Origin of the sequence: Tunturiibacter gelidiferens (assembly GCF_014201335.1) — a bacterium.
GTDB classification, from domain to species: domain Bacteria; phylum Acidobacteriota; class Terriglobia; order Terriglobales; family Acidobacteriaceae; genus Edaphobacter; species Edaphobacter lichenicola_E.
In genome coordinates, this window is record NZ_JACHEB010000001.1 from 728,261 (window position 1) to 744,904 (window position 16,644).

At 58.2% G+C, this 16,644-nt stretch carries 17 protein-coding genes; 6 read left to right on the forward strand and 11 right to left on the reverse strand.

The window, feature by feature from the left end; all coding sequences use genetic code 11:
- Positions 1 to 421: 421 nt before the first annotated feature.
- The 4 genes from HDF14_RS03100 to HDF14_RS03115 all read right to left on the reverse strand — a co-directional run bounded on the left by HDF14_RS03100 (position 422) and on the right by HDF14_RS03115 (position 3,978).
- Positions 422 to 964 (reverse strand): nuclear transport factor 2 family protein, encoded by a 543-nt coding sequence (locus HDF14_RS03100; protein ID WP_183973393.1) that lies wholly within the window; start codon positions 962 to 964, stop codon positions 422 to 424.
- Positions 965 to 1,112: 148 nt separating this feature from the next.
- The gene (locus tag HDF14_RS03105) at positions 1,113 to 1,400 is read right to left on the reverse strand and encodes a putative quinol monooxygenase (RefSeq protein WP_183973395.1); all 288 of its coding nucleotides are present in this window, start codon (positions 1,398 to 1,400) and stop codon (positions 1,113 to 1,115) included.
- 17 nt (positions 1,401 to 1,417) lie between these two features.
- Positions 1,418 to 2,728 (reverse strand): adenylosuccinate synthase, encoded by a 1,311-nt coding sequence (locus HDF14_RS03110; protein WP_183973397.1) that lies wholly within the window; start codon positions 2,726 to 2,728, stop codon positions 1,418 to 1,420.
- A 158-nt stretch (positions 2,729 to 2,886) separates the two neighbouring features.
- Complete coding sequence (locus HDF14_RS03115; RefSeq protein WP_183973399.1) at positions 2,887 to 3,978, reverse strand: VWA domain-containing protein; 1,092 nt, start codon at positions 3,976 to 3,978, stop codon at positions 2,887 to 2,889.
- A 306-nt stretch (positions 3,979 to 4,284) separates the two neighbouring features.
- Between HDF14_RS03115 and HDF14_RS03120 the strand changes: the two genes are divergently transcribed.
- Both HDF14_RS03120 and mutM read left to right on the forward strand, forming a co-directional pair.
- Entirely contained in the window at positions 4,285 to 6,315 is a 2,031-nt protein-coding gene (locus tag HDF14_RS03120) for a fused MFS/spermidine synthase (protein WP_183973401.1), read from the forward strand.
- Between the two features lie 38 nt (positions 6,316 to 6,353).
- Positions 6,354 to 7,187 carry a bifunctional DNA-formamidopyrimidine glycosylase/DNA-(apurinic or apyrimidinic site) lyase gene (gene mutM, locus HDF14_RS03125; RefSeq protein WP_183973403.1) on the forward strand — a complete coding sequence of 278 codons (834 nt, stop codon included), beginning with the start codon at positions 6,354 to 6,356 and terminating at the stop codon, positions 7,185 to 7,187.
- Between the two features lie 15 nt (positions 7,188 to 7,202).
- On the opposite strand, the gene HDF14_RS03130 is transcribed toward mutM, so the two are convergent.
- Entirely contained in the window at positions 7,203 to 8,102 is a 900-nt protein-coding gene (locus tag HDF14_RS03130) for an ROK family protein (RefSeq protein ID WP_183973406.1), read from the reverse strand.
- Positions 8,103 to 8,134: 32 nt separating this feature from the next.
- Positions 8,135 to 9,532 (reverse strand): Si-specific NAD(P)(+) transhydrogenase, encoded by a 1,398-nt coding sequence (gene sthA, locus HDF14_RS03135; RefSeq protein ID WP_183973408.1) that lies wholly within the window; start codon positions 9,530 to 9,532, stop codon positions 8,135 to 8,137.
- Positions 9,533 to 9,720: 188 nt separating this feature from the next.
- On the opposite strand from sthA, the gene HDF14_RS03140 reads away from it, so the two are divergent.
- The 3 genes from HDF14_RS03140 to HDF14_RS03150 are packed head-to-tail and all read left to right on the forward strand — an operon-like array spanning position 9,721 to position 11,637.
- A complete protein-coding gene (locus HDF14_RS03140) occupies positions 9,721 to 10,347 on the forward strand; it encodes a thiamine phosphate synthase (RefSeq protein ID WP_183973410.1) in 627 nt (208 codons plus the stop codon).
- A gap of 40 nt (positions 10,348 to 10,387) precedes the next feature.
- Positions 10,388 to 11,230 carry a sulfite exporter TauE/SafE family protein gene (locus tag HDF14_RS03145; RefSeq protein ID WP_183973412.1) on the forward strand — a complete coding sequence of 281 codons (843 nt, stop codon included), beginning with the start codon at positions 10,388 to 10,390 and terminating at the stop codon, positions 11,228 to 11,230.
- On the forward strand, positions 11,227 to 11,637 hold the full coding sequence (locus HDF14_RS03150; RefSeq protein ID WP_183973413.1) for a DUF1634 domain-containing protein: 411 nt from the start codon (positions 11,227 to 11,229) through the stop codon (positions 11,635 to 11,637). The genes HDF14_RS03145 and HDF14_RS03150 overlap by 4 nt, the downstream gene beginning before the upstream one ends.
- A gap of 69 nt (positions 11,638 to 11,706) precedes the next feature.
- Here HDF14_RS03150 and HDF14_RS03155 read toward each other — a convergent pair whose 3' ends face one another.
- The 5 genes from HDF14_RS03155 to HDF14_RS03175 form a co-directional block, all read right to left on the reverse strand.
- Positions 11,707 to 12,180: a cupin domain-containing protein gene (locus tag HDF14_RS03155; RefSeq protein WP_260697974.1), complete on the reverse strand. Its 474-nt coding sequence runs from the start codon at positions 12,178 to 12,180 to the stop codon at positions 11,707 to 11,709.
- A gap of 445 nt (positions 12,181 to 12,625) precedes the next feature.
- Positions 12,626 to 13,630 (reverse strand): phosphate acyltransferase PlsX, encoded by a 1,005-nt coding sequence (gene plsX, locus HDF14_RS03160; RefSeq protein WP_183973415.1) that lies wholly within the window; start codon positions 13,628 to 13,630, stop codon positions 12,626 to 12,628.
- A 33-nt stretch (positions 13,631 to 13,663) separates the two neighbouring features.
- Positions 13,664 to 13,849: a 50S ribosomal protein L32 gene (gene rpmF, locus HDF14_RS03165; protein ID WP_125485089.1), complete on the reverse strand. Its 186-nt coding sequence runs from the start codon at positions 13,847 to 13,849 to the stop codon at positions 13,664 to 13,666.
- A 70-nt stretch (positions 13,850 to 13,919) separates the two neighbouring features.
- Complete coding sequence (locus HDF14_RS03170) at positions 13,920 to 14,477, reverse strand: YceD family protein (RefSeq protein WP_183973417.1); 558 nt, start codon at positions 14,475 to 14,477, stop codon at positions 13,920 to 13,922.
- Between the two features lie 95 nt (positions 14,478 to 14,572).
- Complete coding sequence (locus HDF14_RS03175; protein WP_183973418.1) at positions 14,573 to 15,523, reverse strand: catalase family peroxidase; 951 nt, start codon at positions 15,521 to 15,523, stop codon at positions 14,573 to 14,575.
- Between the two features lie 159 nt (positions 15,524 to 15,682).
- On the opposite strand from HDF14_RS03175, the gene HDF14_RS03180 reads away from it, so the two are divergent.
- Positions 15,683 to 16,642, forward strand: a complete 960-nt coding sequence (locus tag HDF14_RS03180; protein WP_183973419.1) for an oxidoreductase — start codon at positions 15,683 to 15,685, stop codon at positions 16,640 to 16,642.
- Positions 16,643 to 16,644 lie beyond the last annotated feature (2 nt).

Below are 16,644 nucleotides of genomic sequence, written 5' to 3' on the forward strand. Positions count from 1 at the left end.
AGCTTCTCGCAGACCTTTCCAGCATCCTTGCGATCTCGCACCGTCGCCTCGCCGGATAAAGGCAATGCGCCCGTACCAGATCGTCGTCCATACCTAATTCCGGTTCCAGCTCGTAAACCCGCAGCATCGACTCGCCAATATCTCTCCCTGTTTCCTCACGAATCGGAGGATGCGCGCCTGACCGGCGCGACTCGCTCCCTGTATCGTAGACTGCTGGCACTCAATCTGCCTCGCCCAGCGGCAAGCTCTCTCGAGCCTGCTTCCGCCCGGCCGGAAATGAAGCTTCCAACAGTCGGCGCACCCAAAATCGCCTGAGGACAGCCATCAGCTGTCCCAAAGCCGCACACATCATAGACCCTGCCTTAGAGCAGGGTTTTTTTCGCTAATCTACCTTGGAAAATTGATGATTCGTCTGGGTTGGTTAGAACGATGGCCCAGTCATAGGTGCGCTGCTGGCTGCCTTGGGCCCTGATGCATCGCGATTGCCCGACTCCCTCGATCCCGGCACCCGCGTTGCTTCGAAACTGGTGATCTTCCATGCTCCTGAAGGCAGCCTTTGATAGACACGTGTGTAGCGGAAGGTTCCCTGAAGGGGCACACCGTCGTTGTTTCCTTCTACCTCGGCACGAGAGGTCACAATCGCGATGGAACCAACCAGCTTCACCTGCATCTCGCCCAGTTGTAGCTTGGTCAGTACGAACTTGTGAGACCGCATGCGGTCTAGTTGTTGCATCTTGGTGTTGACCTGTCCGGTCACTGAAATACCGATGTAGTCGTCGGAGAGGAGCTTGTCCATCGCAGCGACGTCGCCTGAGAGCTGGGCCTGTCGCCACTCTTCCTCAAGCGCTTCCACCTGCCGTTTGGCGTCGTGCTTTTTCTCGTGCAGAGGCTGCATATGAAGAGCAAACGCGGTCGACGCAGGCCATCCCACTACTACAACCGCAAACAACACGGCAGTGCCCATCAGCGACCTACGAATTGGACGACCACACAAGCCCATAAGCGTACCGGATGGTAGATCCATTTACCGCATTGAGTCAAAACTACTTAAGTCGTACGCAGTCTTTCACACTTAGGACGATCGGACTGCGCAAAGAGCCTCAAAGAAAGTCTTAACAAACAGCAGTCAGATTCTCGACCTGACGATCTTTCATCTTCTGGTACAGGCCTCCAACCGCGTACTGATGAAAATGCGGTGTCCCTCTATGATGCTCCAACGCCGCGTCGTCGACATACTGTTCGTAGATTAGAACAGTACAGGCCTCCCCTTCGACGAGATGAGGAATATAGCTTGCGCATCCCGGCTCCTTTCGGGAAGCAGCGGTCAGATGGCACAGAATCTCGGTAATCTCGTCGCGGTCCGACTGGTCGAAGGTCATTCGCACGTTAAAGCTAAGCATAATCCGCCTTTTCTTTACTACGCCTTCAACGCATCTTCAAATGCAGGCAGCGTCATCGTCTGGTCGCGGTCTGGGCCTGTGGAGACCATTCCAATCTTTGCGCCTGACTCCTGCTCAATAAATTTCAGATAATCCTGAGCCAACTGCGGCAGCTTGTCGAACTCCGTAATCCCTTCGGTCGAACTGCTCCAGCCCTTCAACTTCGTGTAGACCGGCTCGATTGCGTTGTAACCCGGCATATCTGCAGGAATCACATCGGTCAGCTTTCCATTGATCTTGTAGCCGGTGCAAACGGGAATCTCGGCGCACTCGTCCATCACATCCATCTTCGTGACCACCAGCCACTCGGTCCCGTTGATCATGTTGCTATAGCGCAGCAACGGAAGATCGAGCCAGCCGCAACGTCGCGGACGCCCCGTGACTGCACCATACTCCTGTCCGCGGGCGCGCAACAGATCGCTGGTCGAATCGTGAATCTCGGTCGGGAACGGCCCTTCGCCGACGCGCGTCACATAGGCCTTCGTGACTCCGATCACCGTTCCGATCCTGGTCGGACCAACTCCCGTCCCCGTCACCGCCCCACCGGCCGTAGAGGACGAAGAGGTCACAAAGGGATAGGTTCCGTGGTCGATGTCCAGCAACGCACCCTGCGCGCCTTCGAACATCACCTTTTCACCGTTGTCGATCGCGTGGTTCAGCATCACCGCCGTATCGGTCACAAATGGCGCGATCTGCTCGGCCGCACGAGAGTACTCCTCGTACATCGTTTTGGGGTCCAGTGGCTCGGTGCCGAACAAAGCGTGAGCAATCGTGTTCTTCTCGTGGCAGGCATTCTCAATGTGCGTCCGCAACAGTGCCGAGTTCAGCAGATCCACCACACGTAACCCGCTGCGATGCATCTTGTCTTCGTAGGCCGGCCCGATGCCGCGGCTGGTCGTCCCGATCTTCGTCCGCCCCGGCGCATTCTCCGCAGCCAGCTCGATCATCCGGTGGTACGGCAGAATCACCTGGGCGCGATTCGAAACGAAGAGCTGCCCATCCACCGGAAGGCCGGCGTCCTTCAGCTTCTTCACCTCATTCAAAAAAGCCATCGGGTCCAGCACAACGCCATTGCCGATGACACCCTTGCACTCCGGGCGCAGAACACCGCATGGAATCAGCTGCAGCACAAACTTCTTGCCCTTGATAATGACCGTGTGGCCTGCATTGTGGCCGCCTGCGTAGCGGGCGACGACAGAGAATTTCTCCGACAGTACGTCCACAATCTTGCCTTTGCCCTCATCGCCCCACTGGGCACCCAAAATAACCGCTGATTTGCGTTGATTCACGACGGATGTGTTCTCCAAGGATGGTTGTTTGGCCGGAAGACGCGCACCGCACAAGGCGAATGCACACAGACATCTATCATATAGCGTCGCGCGGCTTCAGCGTTTGGCACCCTGGCAAAGCGCGCGTCATCAACGAAATCGCGTCTGAAGAAAGGATTTCAGGGCTGCCCGTAGTACAGGTTCCGTGTCCTGGCTGTCAGTCCGGGCGTTTCCACCTTCACATCCACCGAGTGCAACTCATTTGGCCGGTCCGACGGAACGGGATCGACGGTCAGGGTGTAAAACGCGTCGGCGTCCGCCACGCAGCGATTGACCTGGTCCGTAATGTCGTTGCTGGAGTTCAATGCCTGGCCACCGCTCTGCCTGGCAAGCACCTGCAACGCCAGATTGCCCGCCTGCGCATTCCTTGCCGCTGCTACAGGCTTCAGAAACTCCTCGTAGTAGTTCAGGCGAGTCGTAGCTGCGTCCTCCACTCCAAGCGGATCGACGCTGTAGAGCGTAATCCGAGCCTGACGAAGCGCATTGGCGAGCCAGACGATCGACGAAAACAGCCCCTGTTCCTGTTTCGCAGTGAGTGTAATGTTTGGTCCACTCAGAAGCGGCCAGCCCGGACTAATCCAGATCACCAGCTTTCTCCCTGGCAGTCTCGCCTCGGCGGCAGCAAGCATTCCCAGATTCTTCTGCGAAAGACTGAACCGCTCCTCCGCACCATAAAAGCCCGTCGAGCGCCTGATCGTTCTCAGCCTGGTCTCATGTTCATCGAACGACGCAAGCAAAGCCTTCCCATCGGTCGAGGAGTTGGGCTGCAGCTCGGTTCCCATCGTGTCGGTGAAGAAGCCAAGCGCCACCGGGTGCGTCAGCTGTCCGCCGTTCTGCATCAGAAACTTTCTCAATTGGTCACGCTCGTACGCGACGTGGCTAAAGGTCGTATTGACCTCGTCCACAATGAGGATGATCTTGACCGGCGGCTCGGCGACTCCATCAACCGCGCGGAACGATAGGATCTTTCGCGGCTGCCCATTGTCACGCACAACAAAATCATTTTGAGTCAGGCCGGCTCGGGGTTTTCCCGAACGGTCTGCCACCACAACGTCCAGCACAAGATGAGAATCCTGGGCTTCCGAAAGCGGCGTGACGTTCCCGGGTACTTGGTCCTGCGGCGGAGCCTGCACCTGATGTTGCGCGAATGCTGAGGCAAAAAAACCAAAAAAACACAGTAGAAACAGCGTGGCCCGACTCTGCGTACCCATACTTCACCTCGAGGACTTTACCGCAACATCAATGAACCAGATAGCTTCTACGAGCTCAACCTGCCATTTGACGCGTCTCAACTCTAGAGCAAGACGTCGCAGCCACGCCAGTAGTTTCAGCGATTCATTCCTCTAGGCATTCTTAGATCCGCCCAATCCCGCAAAAATCTCCAAACCGCCCTTTTCGATAGCGCGAGTTACAAATCTCCCGATATCCTCCTCCTGCGCTCCGGCAGACTGAAATCGCGAATCAAACGAATACATCAACGCTCCGGAAACGCGCATCACGGGAGACTCACAGAACCAATGCCAGCCCCACGCCTGCTCTACGGCATCACCATCTTTCTCGGCGCCTTCCTGCTCTTCCTCGTGGAGCCGATGGCCGCGAAACAACTTCTGCCAATCCTTGGTGGCTCCTCCGCGGTGTGGCTCACATGCCTCGTCTTCTTTCAGACCACCTTGCTCCTCGGCTATCTCTACGCCCACTGGATCACCCGTTGCCAGGCCACCACCTGGCGCCGCCATGTCTATCTGGTCACCCTCGCCGCCGCTGTCGTCTTGCTGATCGCGCAAAAGATCTTCCCGCCAGAGATCGGCCAGGGCTTCGATCACCCCGTCACCACGATCTTCACGACACTCGCCTTCACCATCGGACTGCCGTTCCTCTTGCTCAGCGCCACGAGCCCTCTTCTGCAAGTCTGGTTCCAGCGCACAAAGGGCGGCACCATCCCCTACCGCCTCTTCGCGCTCTCGAACTTCGGCTCTCTTCTCGCACTCATCTCGTACCCATTCCTCGTCGAACCGCACCTCACACTCAAGCTTCAGCGAACTCTCTGGTCAGCCGGCTTCCTTATCTACGCAGTGTTCTGCGCCATCCTCGCACGCCAACTCCATCCCGTTCCAATACCAACCGACGAGCCGGAATCCGCACCCAACGCACCACGCCGAGCCAAGTGGCTCTGGTTCCTCCTCCCCATGGCCGCAGCCATGCAGCTAAGTGCCGTCACCAGCCATCTCACCGTCAACATCGCCGCGATCCCTCTGCTCTGGATGCTTCCGCTCGCCGTCTACCTTCTCACCTTCATCCTCGCCTTCGAATCTCCAACCCTCTACCGCCGAGGCATCGTCGTGCGTTTGCTCGTCGTCATGCTGGCGAGCCTCGGCTACGCCATCTCGAAGACCGACGTCAGTCTGCCCATCGGCATCGCCATCCTCTTCTTCCTCGCGGAGTGTTTTCTCGCCGGACTCTTCTGCCACGCCGAAACCTACGCACTCCGCCCCCAGCGCCCCACCGAAACAACTCTCTTCTATTTGCTAATCGCAGCCGGAGGAGCGTCAGGAACCTTCTTCATCGGCATAGCCAGTCCGCTTATCTTCTCCGCCAACTACGACCTCGCCATCTCCTTCTTCGTTACCGCCGCGCTTGCCATCGCCGTCACCTGGAACGACGGATGGCCGCAACGTCTTCTCTGGTCTACCGCCGCCGCACTGCTCCTCTTCTTCACCATCATGGTGCACACCGCCTATGCTCGCGAGGCCATCCTCGAAGTTCGCAACTTCTACGGGAGCCTTCGCGTGAAGCAGCGTACCGGCCCACACGGAGGCACCGAACGCATGCTGCTAAACGGCACTATCCAACACGGCACGCAACTCTTCGCGCCCGGCCTCACCCGCACTCCTACTACCTACTATGCAGACGACTCCGGCATCGGAGTTGCGCTCCACCACTGCTGCAATGGGCGCCCACGCAACATAGGCGTCATCGGCCTCGGCACCGGCACCATCGCAACCTTCGGCACAGCCAGCGATCGCATTCGCTTCTACGAGATCAACCCGCTCGTTCGTCCCATCGCGCAAAACCTCTTCACCTACCTTCGCGACTCACCAGCACAAATCTCATTCGCCGACGGCGATGCACGCACCTCATTGACGCGCGAAACCCCACAGAACTTCGACGTCCTCGCCATCGACGCATTCTCCGGCGATGCCATTCCCATCCACCTGCTCACCATTCAGGCAATTGAGCTCTACAAAAAACATCTCGCGCCAGGGGGCATCCTCGCCTTTCACGTCTCCAACCAATATCTCAACCTCCCTCCGGAGCTCGCGGCGCTGGCCGACGCCGCCAACATGCAGTCGAGGCTGATCGAAAGCCAACCCGACGATTCACTCGGGGCCTACCGCGCAACGTGGATTCTGCTCACCTCGAATACCGCGTTCTTTGATCAACCCGAAGTCGCAGCCGTTGCCGGCACCGTCCCCACAGACGCACGCCTCCGCGTCTGGACCGACGACTACTCTAGCATCCTCCCCATCCTGCAGCTGTCACACCACTAACTGCGACAAGGCCGCACGCTCCTATACTCAAAACAGCCATGCCTGAACTTCCCGAAGTCGAAACCGTCGCGAACGGTGTCCATGCCCGCATCCACGGTCAGACTGTCCGCTCCGTCTGGACCAGCAACAAGCCTCAAACCTTCAAGTCCCCACCCGACGACATCGTCGAAACACTTACCGGCAGCCGCGTCGACCGCGTTCACCGCGTCGGAAAAACGATCGTAGTTGATCTCACTCGCTCCAAATCCCATCAGAGCAAATCCGCACAGTTCCTCGTCCATCTCGGCATGACAGGCCGCCTGCTCGTCTCGACGCCCGACACGCCAATCCCGCCGCACACCCACGCGATCCTGACTCTAAGCAGCGGAAAGGAACTTCGCTTCGTCGATGCTCGCCGCTTCGGCAGGCTCTCGATCGTGGAAGCCGTCACCCCTGAAGAAAAATACACCGGACCCGGCGCCGAGCCCCTCACCATCGGGCTTGAGGATTTCATCGCACTCTTCCGTGGCCGAAAGACGCCGATCAAAGCAGCGCTGCTGAATCAGTCTCTACTCCACGGCGTAGGCAACATCTATGCAGACGAGAGTCTCTTCCACGCCGGCATTCGTCCCACGCGCCACGCGGGTCGTCTCACCCGAGCCGAACTGACTCGCCTTCACTCTGCGTTGATCAAGGTGCTCTCTGACGCCATCAAGCTTGGCGGCTCGTCGGTCTCCGACTACGTAGACGCAGATGGAGTCGCTGGCTTCTTCCAATTGCACCACCACGTTTATTCACGCACAGGTCAGCCCTGCCGCATCTGTGGCACACCCATCAAACGCGTCGTAGTAGGCGGTCGCAGCACACACTACTGCGCCACGTGCCAGAAATAGCTGGGCGACTGCCGTCTACCGGGCAGCGGCAGCCTGCTCGGCAGAAACGGCTGCCCCGATAACCCGTACTTCCGGCGTATCTTCGACGATCTCCAGCGAGTAGCCCTGCAACGGGCTCATCTTCACCATCTGCGCCAGATAATCCTTCAGCATTGGCATCTCCAAAAACCGTGTGTTGAATCCTGAGATGAAGATCTTCCCCGGCCCTGCCATGTGAATCGTAGTAGCCGATGCGGCGGCCAAAGCCTTATGCCAAAGCCGCTTGAAGTCCATGCAGCGGGCATCGCCCTGCTTCGCCGCTTCGAAGACCTCTTCCGGCTCCATATCGAGAAACCGCAGTCGCATCGCGCGATGCCCCATGATCCCTTCCATGTGCCCGCGCCCACCGCATCCGCAGAAGCGCTCCTTTTCGTCGAGCGTCACCACGGAATGTCCGCCCTCCCACGCGCCGGGAGCAAACGGGTACCGCCCATAGCCGATTCCAACGCCGAGCGTCCACACCCGAATCATGCTGTCCAGCTTGCCATGCATTGAAGCCAGGCCCGCAGCCATGCCATCGGCATCGTTTACCGCCGTAACGCTGACGTCGAGTCCATGATTGCGCAACTGTGCGATGAGCAACTCCTGAATCTTCGCACCCTTCAACTGCGGCAGATTCGGTGCCTCAGCGACCACGCCGTCTTTCACCAACCCGGGCAAAGCCACGCCAACCGCGGTGAAATCCTTCGCCCCATCGGCTGCAAGGAGCACCTGGTTTGTGATCGTCTCCACCAGCGCTTCGGTATGCTGCTCCACCAGTGCATCTTCGTCGTCGTGATCTTCAGGAAAGCGTCGCACCGGCCCTACCAGCTTGTGATCGACCACCAGCCCGGCAGAAATTCGTTCCGAAAGTATTACCCCAATCGTCTTTGCCATTACCCTGTCCGCCTCGTCCTGGGTTGCGATTTCTACTCAAACTTGCTAACGCGGTTCAACCCGTTGAAAGCCGCAACTTTATAACATTCCGCGAGAGTTGGGTAGTTGAAGACGGTGTCCACGAAATAATCCAGCTTTCCGCCCAATGCCATCACTGCCTGACCGATGTGCAGCAACTCGCTCGCACCCTCGCCAATGATGTGTACTCCAAGAATCAAATGGTTCATCCGGTGAAAGATAATCTTCAACCGGCCCGTCGTATCGCCGCGAATCTGTCCGCGCGCAATCTCGCGATAGTAGGCCACGCCCACCTCATACGGAACGTCCTCTTCCGTCAGCTGTTCCTCGGTCTTGCCGATAAAGCTGATCTCCGGAATCGTATAAATTCCATATGGATACAGCCCCGGGTTCGATAGCACATTATCGTCGCCGAATGCCCGCGCCGACGCCACCCGACCCTGCTCCATCGACACCGAAGCCAGCGACGGGAATCCGATCACGTCGCCCACAGCGAAGATGTGCGGCACCTTCGTTCTGAAATCCTTATCCACCGGAATGCGCCCACGCGAGTCGGCCTCAATTCCCACCGCAGCCAGGTTCAGCTCGTCGACATTTCCCTGTCGGCCAACCGCATACAGCAGCGCATCGCCCTGAACCTTCTTCTTGCTCTCGAGATTCGCCACGACGGTCCCGTCCGGCATCTCTTCGACCGACTCCACCTCTTCGTTCAGCCTCATCGTAACCCGCGAATCCCGCAGATGGTAGCTCAGCGCCTCGATAATCTCCTGGTCGGCAAACTCCAGCAGCCGCGGCCTCCGCTCAATCAGCGTCACCCGCACTCCGAGGGCTGAGAACATACAGGTGTACTCCACCCCAATGACACCGCCGCCAACGATAATCATCGTCTTCGGCAGGTTCACCAACTCCAGCACCAGGTCCGAGTTGATGATGCTGCGCCCATTGATCGGCACCTTCGGCGACGACGCCGGCTTGGTCCCGGTTCCAATCAAAATATTCTTCGCTTCATACACCGTCGAGCCGCGCGAGTTCGTCACCTTCACGTGCGTCTCGTCTTCAAAGCTCGCCACACCCACCAGCATCTCGATGTTATTGCGCGAAAGCTGCGCCTCGGTCACATCGATCTCAGTCTTGATCACGTGCTGCACCCGGAACGCCAGGTCCGCCATCGTGATCCGTTCCTTCACCCGGTAGTTCATCCCGTAGATGGACTTGTAGTTATACCCGGAGAGGTGAAGAACCGCCTCGCGCATGGTCTTCGAAGGAATGGTGCCGGTACTGATGCAGGCGCCCCCGACCACCTCGCGCATCTCCACCAGCGCGACCTTTTTTCCCAGCTTGGATGCGTAAATTGCAGCTCGTTGCCCGGCCGGTCCGGACCCGATGACAATCAGATCGTAAACACTACTCATAGTGGCACATACTCATGGACATACACTCCAACTCTAGGCTGGTTCTTGTCCCGTTATCGGCCCCTGCGTGGCGATCGTGAGGGGCCAGTTGCTTAGCTGTGTGCGCGTTCGCCTTACTGCCTTGAAACTACCACACCAACATTACGAACTGCACTTATGGGGCCTTGGCACCATACACTGATTTGACCATGATTCGCTACGCCATCACCAGCCGCGCCCTCTACCTCGGCAGCGAACAGGAAAAACAAGCCGCCCTCCTCGCTGAAGCCTCCCGCTGGATCGCCAACCGCATCGACTACATCCAGATTCGTGAGAAAGATCTTCCCGCCGCATCCCTAACCGCCATAGCCCGTAAACTACTCCAAACCATCAACTTGACCGCGAGCCCAACGCGCCTGCTCATCAACTCCCGGCCCGATATCGCCCTCGCCACCAACGCCCACGGAGTCCACCTGTCCTCATCGCCGGACGCACTCACCCCCGCCCAGGTCCGCGACCTCTACATCTCCGCCAACCAGCCCTCACCCCACATCACCACCTCGTGCCACACCCTCGAAGACGTCCAACGCGCCCGCACAGAAAACGTCGACGCCATCCTCTTCGCTCCGGTCTTTGAGAAGCCCCTCCCCAACCAGCAAATACTCCCCGGCCAGGGCCTCGACCAGCTCCGCGCCGCCTGCCTCGCCGCCGCCCCCGTTCCCATCTACGCACTCGGAGGCGTCACCCTCAAAAACATCCCCTCCTGCCTCGAAGCAGGAGCAACCGGTATCGCCGGAATCCGCCTCTTCCATCGCTCCCCCGAACATCTTTCCTAATCTCGCCCTAAAGACCTCATGCCATAATCGTCACACTCCGATGCCGCTCGCACTCTTCACCTCGCTGGTCTTCGCAGGCTCGCTCGCAGCCGGCCTTCTCGGAGCCATGACCGGCCTCGGTGGCGGCGTCGTCTTAGTCCCCCTCCTCACCCTGGCCTTCCACGTCGACATCCGCTACGCCATCGGCGCCTCCCTCATCTCCGTCATCGCCACCTCCTCCGGATCAGCCGCCGCTTACGTTCGCGAAGGCTTCTCCAACGTCCGCATCGGCATGTTCCTCGAGGTCGCCACGACCCTCGGGGCCATCTTCGGAGCCTTCCTCGCCACCCGCGTCCCGACCCACGCCCTGGCAATCGTCTTCGGCATCGTTCTGCTTTACTCGGCCTGGCTCTCCTGGCAACAAACCCACCACCCCGAAACCACCCCGCACCCCAAAAATCCCTGGTCCGACCGTCTCCGCATGTCCGGCTCCTATCCCGACGGCAACGGCGGCCAGCGCGACTACACCGTCGACCGCATCCCCGCCGGCTTCGCCACCATGTTCGGCGCCGGAACTCTCTCGGGCCTCCTCGGCATTGGTTCGGGCGCCGTCAAGGTTCTCGCCATGGACCGCATCATGCGCATCCCCTTCAAAGTCTCCACCACCACCAGCAACTTCATGATCGGCGTCACCGCGGCCGCCAGCGCCGGCATCTACCTCCAACGCGGCTACATCAACCCCGGCCTGGCCTTTCCTGTCATGATCGGCGTCCTCGCAGGCTCCTTGCTCGGAGCGAAGCTGCTCGTCAAAGCACGCGTCTCGCTTCTGCGAACCATCTTCACCTTCGTCATCCTCGCCCTCGGCGTCGAGATGATCGTCAACGGCTGGCTGGGCAGATCATGACAGAACAACAAAAAACCGCAGTCCCCAATGCATCACCCACGTCGGCATTCGACGACCATCGCCTCGAAATGCTCATGGGTCGCCTCCTCCAGACCGGCGTCCTCCTCGCCTCCATCACCGTTCTGATAGGCGGAGTGCTCTTCCTCATCGCACGCGCAAACCAGCCCGCGAACTACCGCACCTTCTCCGCCGAGTCCGCCAACCTTCGCCAGCCCTCTCATCTTCTCCCTCTACTCGCTGCCGGAGACCCCACCGCCATCATCCAGCTAGGCATCCTCCTGCTAATCGCAACCCCCGTCGCCCGCGTGCTCTTCGGAGTCATCGGCTTCGCCATCGAACGCGACCGCCTCTACACTGCAGTCAGCGTCGCCGTCCTCACAATCCTCATCATCAGCCTCTTCCGCTGAGCAGAACAAAGCTCTTGACCGCAACCATGCGCCAAAATGCTTGATAAGACCTTCACGTAACAGCGCTTTCTAGGATTTATTGTTGCGCGGGTCATCCTTCGCGTTCAAATAATCGATGCCTAGTGGGCCAATCGCTGTCACCTGGGATATGTACTCGCTCGATTTTGCCCAATGGAAATGAGGAGTGTTACCGGGTAAGACAATCACGCTGCCTGGCGGATATGCCTGCAACTTATCGGAATCGAACTGGTCGCCCACACCGATGTAAAAGACGCCTGAGATGACTGTATAAACTCGATCTTCAGGATGCCGATGTGGCATGAGCTTCACGCCGTGCGGGACCTTAACCCTGATCGTGTACGGGCCGTGTTCCGTAGGGTTACCGACGACGATTGCGAGGCGGACCGTCGGTGGAAACGCCGCGAAGGGCTTCCAGTCGATCTCTTCGGGAAGCACGGACCCGAATACATCTCGCCCCAGATGGTGAGGCCTAACTTCGCCCTGTACGTCTTTCATAAGCGCTTCTTTGGTGATTCCCGCCATAGCAAATCTCCCAGCGATCTCAACTGCCTTATTAGGCCATTCAAATCGAGTCCGCTCAATTGGACGATGGTATCGAACGATACCTAGGTATAAAGTCACCGCGAGGAATGGCGTGACTCGCTCGGTTTGGGTCTCTCCCGAATTCCTGTCAAGCCCCCTGCACACGAAAACCCGCGCCAATCCTGAACAATCGCGTGGCGTATGAGTTATCACCAAACCTCTATACTTAACCCAGAGCAGACAAAATGGCCTCGAGGAACTACCAACCTCGAGGCCATTCTTCTTTGCAATGAAAGATTTATCCGTAACTACTTTGTTATGAAGAATTTGGCCGTAACTGTTTTATTATGACGAATTTGCGAGAGCCAACCCCTCGCAACTTGCTAATAATAAGAGACTTGCGCGCCGGTAAGGGGGAGGGGGTAGGACGGTGAGGAACGAAAATCTAGGAAGGCCGCAGCGCCGATTCAATGCCGGAGTTCACCTCAGCCTGCGCAAACTCCGCAGCCACACGGATGCCGTTCATAATCGCCTTTTCGTTCGACGACCCATGCCCGATGATGCAAACCCCGCGTACGCCGAGAAGAACGGCACCGCCATACTCGGAATAATCCAGCCGCTTTTTGAACTCCGCGAACGCCTTCCGCGACAGCAGCGCACCAACCTGCGAGGTCACAGTCGACTTCAAGGACTCCCGGAGCGACGCACTCAACAACTGTGCCGTTCCTTCAATCGACTTCAACGCAACGTTCCCGACAAAGCCATCGCACACCGCAACATCGCTATGGCCATTGAACAGATCGCGCCCTTCGACGTTGCCGATGAAGTTGATGCTCGTCAGAGCCCGCAGCAGCGGCAGCGTATCGCGGGTCAGCGAGTTCCCTTTCAAATCCTCTTCGCCGATCGAAAGCAGGCCGACCTTGGGATTGTGGATTCTCAGCACGTTCCTCGCGTACATGTAACCCATCACCGCAAATTGGACGAGGTTGTCCGGATCGCAGTCCACATTCGCACCCACATCGAGCAGCAGCGATGGCACACCCTTAATCGTCGGCAGAATCGTAGCCAGAGCAGGACGGTCAACTCCCGAAAGCATCCCCAAAACCATCTTGGCCGTAGCCATCGCCGCGCCAGTATTGCCCGCAGTAAAGAACCCTGCAGCGCGCCCTTCGCGAACCATCTTCAAGCCCACCCGCATGGTGGAATCGCGCTTGGACCGGACCGCCTGCGCAGCCTTGTCATCCATCGTGATCCACTCGGTAGCCGGCACAATGAAGACCGGCAGCCGCTGCCCACGCAACGCCTGCCGCAGAATCGGACGAAGCCTGTCCTCCGGCCCAACAAGATGCACGCGGACGTCATACTGGCGCGCAGCAAGGACGGCCCCGCGAACCTCAGGTTCGGGGGCCTTGTCGGAACCCATTGCGTCTACAACGATGTCAGTCGGCATCAGCAGGGAAGAGCAGGGTTTGAGGAAGAGATGTTAGCTGGCTTCTTTAGTCACAAGCACATCGCGACCCTTGTACGTACCGCACTTACGGCAGGCACGATGGGGAAGCTTGCGCTCGTGGCAGTTGGGGCACTCGGAGAGGCCGGTGGGAGTCAAAAAGTCGTGGCTGCGGCGCTTGGCAGTCCGTTGCTTGGAGTGGCGCCGTTTTGGATTAGGCATTGCAGTATCCCTTTCAATCGGCCGCGGCAATCACGCAAAAAAGCGCGCAGTCGACGAGGCAAAAACTTGATTAGTGCTTCAACTCGAGCTTGTCCGCCAGCCCCGCAAGCGCGTTCCAACGCACATCGGCCGGAGCCTCATCGCAGGAGCATTTCGCTTGATTCAGATTCTGACCACAGCGCGGGCAAAGCCCTTTGCAGTCCGCCGTACAGAGAGTGCGACTCGGCAGGGAGAGTAACACCTGCTCACGCACCACATCCTCCAGCAAAAGACCGCTCTCTTGATAATACCCGATTTCGGTCTCGTCCGCAGTAATAGAACGCTCTCCGGCATCCGCATCCGCCGATTCGGGACGGAAAATGAGGTCAAACTCACCGGAAAGTGGCACCGCGACGGGATCGACACACCGCGCACACAGAATCTCGAAGGCCGCACTATAGTTCGCACGTAGCCGAATGTCGTTGACATGCGAACTCGAGCTGCGATGCTCGATCAACAGATCAGCCACGCCATTCACTGGCAGCGGACCAACCTGCCGGATATCGGGGGCATAGTCCAGCTTCCCCTGAGGGATCACTTCATTGAATTCAAGCGGTTCATCGACGAGTTGGAGCGGAGTAATCAGCACGATATTAAGCGTAGCAGGTTCCCGTCACAGATCAAATAGCCCCTGAAACGACGCGGCTTCGCGCCTCTTCTGAAACCGAGAGCCACTTCCCCTCCCTAGCTCGCAGGAGCAGCTCTTCGACGCCGCCCACTGATCAGATAAATTGCCGCCCGCAGCTCCAACAGAGGATCGTCCGAAGGCTCGATCCCGTCAACTCGCGGAATCGGATCGAAGATAATCTGCTTCTGCTCATGCGCAGTATCTGCAACCGGCGCGGTCAGAGTAAGCGTGCCGAGCTCCAAAACCTTCCGATCCTCCGGCCAATGATTCGTCGCATCATCGACCACGTCGCCGTCGTTTGCGATCTGCACCAGAACTTTGAACCTGACCGGCCCCTTCGCAACCCGCTCGACGATCTCAGACATGAGGTAGTCCGGCGCTTTCGCCGCAGTCGCAGCATCGTCAAGATGATCATTCCCTGCCTCAGGAATAATTCGATAACGACCGAAGCGGCTGACTCCATCATTATTAGTGAACTTCATCGCGGTCACGCCAAAGTAGCTCTCGCGAGCGAAGCTCGAAGGCGCAGGCTTCGGAGCCTGCACAAATGCCAACGCCTTCGGGTGCGAACCAAGAAACGCTTCCAGCGGAGTTCCAGCGATGTTCTTGGGATCACTCGTAGCGAGCGCCTTCAGGAGCTCCAGAAACTCCTGTCCCGTCCTCACCGGAAAGCCATCGGTCGAGTGACTGACGATATCAGTATGAACGTGCTCAGCAAGGTTGAATCGAACCGCAAATCCGCGGGGATTCGCATTCGGATCGTTATCGGGAACCAGAGGAATGCCTGTCGAGTCCGAGAACCGAACGGTCACCGGCGTCGACGACCGAACGATGTGAGGCGCCTTGGTCAAGGTGCTGGCCTCGGCAGACGGCGTGAACGTACCAGTTAGCATGATGCCCTTGGCATGAGCTGGACGAAAGCCAGGATTCAGTCCAAAGATCGTGTCGAACTGCTGCAGAAGCTGCTCGCTGAGCGCAATAAGTTTTTCATCGGTAGGAAGCGGCATAATTTTTCTCCTGATCTCAATCTATTGGACTCTGATTCAGTCCAAGTTAGAACCGACTCTTCCTTCGATTAATTTGTTGGCACGAGAAGAAACACCTCGGGGACGACGAAGCAAGAAATAGTTCGCATCTTTACCAGCCTGCAGTTACGTCCAATATCAATGAGCAAGAAGTGGCAGGCATCGAACATTCCATCGATGACAGGCAAGCGTGTTCTCATTACCGGCGCGAACAGCGGTATCGGCTACCACACAGCTTTGAAGCTCGCTCGCAAAGGAGCTCATGTCATCTTCGCATGCCGCGATCGGCAACGAGGTGAGGCAGCCCTCGCGCGCATGCAAGCTGATTCGCCAGGTACGCATGCTGAGCTGGCTCTCCTCGATCTCGCATCTCTAACCTCTATCCACGGTTTTGCTGCTACAGAGCTTGCGCAGCATCGCCCACTACATCTGCTGATCAATAACGCCGGCGTTATGACCCCGCCACGCCGTCTGGAGACGGCCGATGGATTCGAGTTGCAATTCGGCACGAATGTCATCGGCCATTTCGCACTTACCGCGCTCCTTACGCCTGCTCTCGAGCGGGCTAGCATTGAATCTTCCGCAGGGGCAGGGGGGAGACCTCGAGTGGTAACCATCGCGTCGATTGCGCATAAACGGGGACGCATCAACTTCGACGATCTGCAGTCCGCGCGAAAGTACTCTCCGATGAGTGCCTATCAGCAATCAAAGCTAGCCAACCTGCTAATCGCCTTCGAACTCGACCGCCGATTACGCGCTGCCAGCTCAGACATCATGAGTGTCGCCGCTCATCCCGGCGTCGCTAACACCAATCTCTTCCAGTCGGGCCAATACTCCCCAGTTGAGAACAGCTTTCGCAACCTGCTTGGTCATGCCATCGGTATTGTGCTCAACACCGATTCAGAAGGAGCCCTACCGACGCTCTATGCCGCAACCTCTCTCGACGCCCAAGACGCCGGTTACTATGGCCCGCAGGGTTTCCAGGAGATGCGTGGTGAAGAAGTGGGCCCGGCAAAGTTAGCTCCACAGGCAAATGACACCGCCGCTGCCGCCCGGTTATGGCAGATCTGCGAAGAGCTCACGGGGACCAAATTCCTGTAGCG